Here is a 3,617-nt window from a genome sequence, read left to right on the forward strand (position 1 = left end):
CTTCGTCCCCTCCGCGCACCTCGACGCGATCCGCGACGCCCTCGTCACGCGGGCAGACCCCTCCGGACCCGCCGAGCTCGTGCTGCTATTCGACGAGACGCCCGAGGCATCCGAGCTCGCCGCGAAGCAGCCCTGGATCGACGCGACCTTCGACGCCGACACGGTGCCCGGCATCATCGCGAAGCTGCGCGCCGTCGGAGAGCCCGAGGCATCCGCCCTCGCCGACCGGCTCACCCACGCGGCGCCCACTGCTCTCGCCGTCACGCTCGAGGCGGTGCGCCGGGCGCGGGAGCTGCCGACGCTGCGCGCCGTGCTCGAGCAGGAGTACCGCCTCGTGCTCTGGTTCGCACACACCCAGCCCGACATGGTCGAGGGCATCCGTGCCCAGCTGGTCGACAAGGACCGCGATCCGCACTGGAACCCCGCCACCCACGACGGCGTCACGCCCGACACGATCGCCGCCGCATTCTCGTACGAACCGGCCGTGCCGCTCTGGTCATGAGCACGCGCCCGCACCGTCGCGCCTACTCGATCGGCATCGCGTTCGACTGGTTCTTCTTCGTCTTCGCGGGGGTCGCGGCCGTGTGGCTCGCCGTGCTGAGCGCCGAGGAGTCGCTGCGACTCGGCTGGTGGGGCATCGCCGGCGGCATCGTGTTCTGGGCGCTGCTGGCCTACCTCGTGCTGCCGCGGCTGCACCGCATCCTCACCACGATCTACGTGCCCGACTACTTCATCGGACGCACCCGCACGAGCGACGGCCTGCTCGGAGACCCGGTCAACCTCGCGCTGCGCGGGGACGGCGACGCGATCGAACGAGCGCTGACCGCGGCCGGATGGACGAAGGCCGACCCGGTGACGCTTCGCTCCTCGTGGCGCATCGTCGCGTCGACCCTCACGCGACGCAGCTACGGTGAGGCGCCGGTCAGTCCCCTGTTCCTCTTCGGTCGCCAGCAGGACTTCGCCTACCAGCAGGAGGTCGACGGCAACCCCGCCCAGCGCCACCACGTGCGGTTCTGGCGCTGCCCCGACGGCTGGCTGCTGCCCGGCGGTGCGCGGGTCGACTGGCTCGCCGCGGGCACCTTCGACACCTCCGTCGGGCTCTCGCTGTTCACGCTGCAGATCACCCACCGGATCGACGCCGACACCGACATCGAACGCGATCACATCGTCGCCACCCTCACCCGGGCGCATCCCGAGATACGCGTCGATGTGCTCGCCGACTTCTCGACGGGCTACCACTCACGCAACGGCGGCGGCGACACCATCCGCACCGACGGGAACCTGCCGATCATCGACGTCACGCGGGTGGCGGCATGAGCGAGACGCCCCACAAGCGCGCCGCCTTCGAGGCCCCCGCCCGCCTCGCGCAACCGACGCCGTACGACCCCGGGATGCCGCGGCCCGGCGCGACGGTCGCCGGCGCCCTGCTCGTGCTGCTGCGCGCCATCGGCGGCATTGTGGTGCTCGTGTCGCTCGTGCTCGACTGGCCCGAGGTGCTCGCCACCCTCGAAGGCGCGTCGGATGCGGGCAGCCTCGCCGCCGAGAGCGGCGTGCTTCTGACGGTCGCTCTCGTCAGCGGCGGCTTCTTCGTCGTCGTCGACCTCGTGCTCGCCCTGTTCATCTATCTCGGGCGCAACTGGGCGCGGGTGCTCGTGCTCATCGTCTCGACGATCTCCATCGTGTCCGCGTTCGTGTCGTGGTGGGCCCAGGGACAGCAGCTGACCCTCGACGGCTCGCTCACGACGCTCGCCCTCGACATCCTCGTCCTGCTCGCCCTGTCGTCCCGCGCGGCGGCCGCCTACGCCCGCCGGACGGAGCGCCGATGACCGATCCCTTCGCCGGCCCCCTGGGGGCATCCCCCTACGAGGTGCTCGGCGTCGCGGCATCCGCCACCGACGACGAGCTGCGGCGCGCCTACCGCGCCCGGATGCGCGAGACCCATCCCGACACGGGCGGCGACGCCGCCGTGTTCATCCGGGTGCAGCGCGCCTGGGAGCTGATCGGCACCCCCGAGGCGCGCGCCGTCTTCGACCGCGGCCGCTCGTTCTCCTCCGACGATGAGACGGATGCCACCGCCTCGCGTTCCACGCAGACGCGCCCCGACACGCGTCCCCGCGCCCGAGCGTTCGGCCAGCCGGGCGGGTGGCGACGGGAGCGGTACCTCACGCTCATCCGGGAGTGGGTCGGGCGCGGGGCGGAGATCGCCGACCCCTACGCCGCCGACCTCGTGCGGGCGGCGCCCCGCGACATCCGGCACCTGCTGGCCGACGCGCTCGCCGAGGAGGCCACCGCACGTATCGTCGCCGACCTCGGCATGGGCTACACCGTGTGGCACGACGTGGCCGCCGACAAGCGCGGCGTCGACCCCGACGCGAAGCTCGACCACATCGTGCTGGGTCCGAGCGGGCTGTACGGGCTGCTCTCCGAGGACTTCGGCGACCCGATCGGGCTGCGGCGCGGGGAGATCGTCGGGGCGCACATCGCGGGTGCTCCCATCACCGAGCTGATAGGCCGCATCCGCACGGTCGCGCGGCAGGCGGGGGTGCGCTTCACCGGCGCGATCGTGGTCGTCCCCGACGATCAGGTCGCGCAGGCGATCACCGAGCTCGGCAAGGTGCGCGGACTGCTCGTGGTGGTCACGACCCGCAGCGCGCTCGCGACGGTGCTGCGCCGTGGGGCGACCGGTGCCCGTCCGATCGGCGGCACCGAGGTGTTCGACGTGCGCTCGCGCCTGCAGCAGCGCGTCGAGTTCGTCTGACGACGCGCCGGCTCAGCGGGCGCCGAGCAGCTGCAGGGGGTGCGTGAGTCGCCACCACGGCGACGGGTCGACGAGGGGCGCGCTGAGCGTGACTTTCGCCGTCGAGGTGTTCAGCGGTCCGTTCGCCGTCACCGTTCCCACGGTGTCACCGGCATCGCGCGCCGCACCGAGGTCGAACTGCGCCGCGACCGACGGGATCGAGCCGTTCCAGCCGAGCACCGACAGATCGCCGGACGTGACGAGCGAGGTCGTGGCGCCCCACACGGTGGTGACCGTTGCGACGGTCGTGCCGGACGTCAGCGCGGGGGAGGCGACCACGTCGGCCTGGAGCTCTGTGAGCAGGGCGCGGGCCGCGGCATCCCGATTCGCGTGGGAAGTCTGCTCGAGGGCCGCGGCGTACAGGCGCACCGTCACCCCGTCGATCGTGACGTCCTTCGCGACCAGCAGGCTGTACGCGCTCAACGAGCCGGTCTTGATACCCACCACCCCGGCGTCGGCGAGGAGGTCGTTCGTGTTCTCGACCACGCCGGCGCCCGGCAGCGTGACCGACGTCTGGCGCACGATGTCCGCGATGGTCGGGTTGGCCATCGCCAGCTCGCCGAGCTGGATCAGCGCGCTCGGGGTCGCCGTGTTCGCCGGGTTGATGCCGGTGGGCTCCTTCAGCGTGATGCCGGAGATGCTGTGCGCGGTGAGGAACGCCGTGGCGGCGGTCGCGAACGCGTCGTTCGACGGCCAGTACTGCGAGGCGAGCTTGGCGACGTAGTTGCCGGCCGACCCGATGAGGATGCCCTGCAGGAGCTGGTACTGGGTGAGGGAGCTCCCCACCGGCACCGCGAGCGCCGACTCGCCGCTCGCGAGG

At 72.2% G+C, this 3,617-nt stretch carries 4 protein-coding genes and 1 pseudogene; 4 read left to right on the plus strand and 1 reads right to left on the minus strand.

Features of this window, described 5'->3' with window-relative positions:
* The 4 genes from ASG00_RS18305 to ASG00_RS11575 form a co-directional block, all read left to right on the plus strand.
* The coding region (locus ASG00_RS18305; RefSeq protein ID WP_235559528.1) for an enoyl-CoA hydratase/isomerase family protein at positions 1–502 on the plus strand (502 nt) is incomplete at its 5' end.
* Positions 499–1,317, plus strand: a complete 819-nt coding sequence (locus tag ASG00_RS11565; RefSeq protein ID WP_056209729.1) for an LssY C-terminal domain-containing protein — start codon at positions 499–501, stop codon at positions 1,315–1,317. The genes ASG00_RS18305 and ASG00_RS11565, both read left to right, overlap by 4 nt.
* On the plus strand, positions 1,314–1,826 hold the full coding sequence (locus tag ASG00_RS11570) for a hypothetical protein (protein ID WP_056209731.1): 513 nt from the start codon (positions 1,314–1,316) through the stop codon (positions 1,824–1,826). The genes ASG00_RS11565 and ASG00_RS11570 overlap by 4 nt, the downstream gene beginning before the upstream one ends.
* Positions 1,823–2,758, plus strand: a complete 936-nt coding sequence (locus ASG00_RS11575) for a J domain-containing protein (RefSeq protein WP_056209734.1) — start codon at positions 1,823–1,825, stop codon at positions 2,756–2,758. Before ASG00_RS11570 ends, ASG00_RS11575 begins: the two co-directional genes overlap by 4 nt.
* A gap of 12 nt (positions 2,759–2,770) precedes the next feature.
* Here ASG00_RS11575 and ASG00_RS11580 read toward each other — a convergent pair.
* A pseudogene (locus ASG00_RS11580) lies at positions 2,771–3,617 on the minus strand (D-alanyl-D-alanine carboxypeptidase); the annotation flags it as partial.

This window comes from Microbacterium sp. Leaf351, from assembly GCF_001423825.1.
Taxonomy (GTDB): Bacteria; Actinomycetota; Actinomycetes; order Actinomycetales; family Microbacteriaceae; genus Microbacterium; species Microbacterium ginsengisoli.

Bases quoted from the DNA above. Each gene is read 5' to 3' on its own strand.
- ASG00_RS11565 (WP_056209729.1), top strand. From the start codon at position 499: ATGAGCACGCGCCCGCACCGTCGCGCCTACTCGATCGGCATCGCGTTC.
- ASG00_RS11570 (WP_056209731.1), top strand. From the start codon at position 1,314: ATGAGCGAGACGCCCCACAAGCGCGCCGCCTTCGAGGCCCCCGCCCGC.
- ASG00_RS11575 (WP_056209734.1), top strand. From the start codon at position 1,823: ATGACCGATCCCTTCGCCGGCCCCCTGGGGGCATCCCCCTACGAGGTG.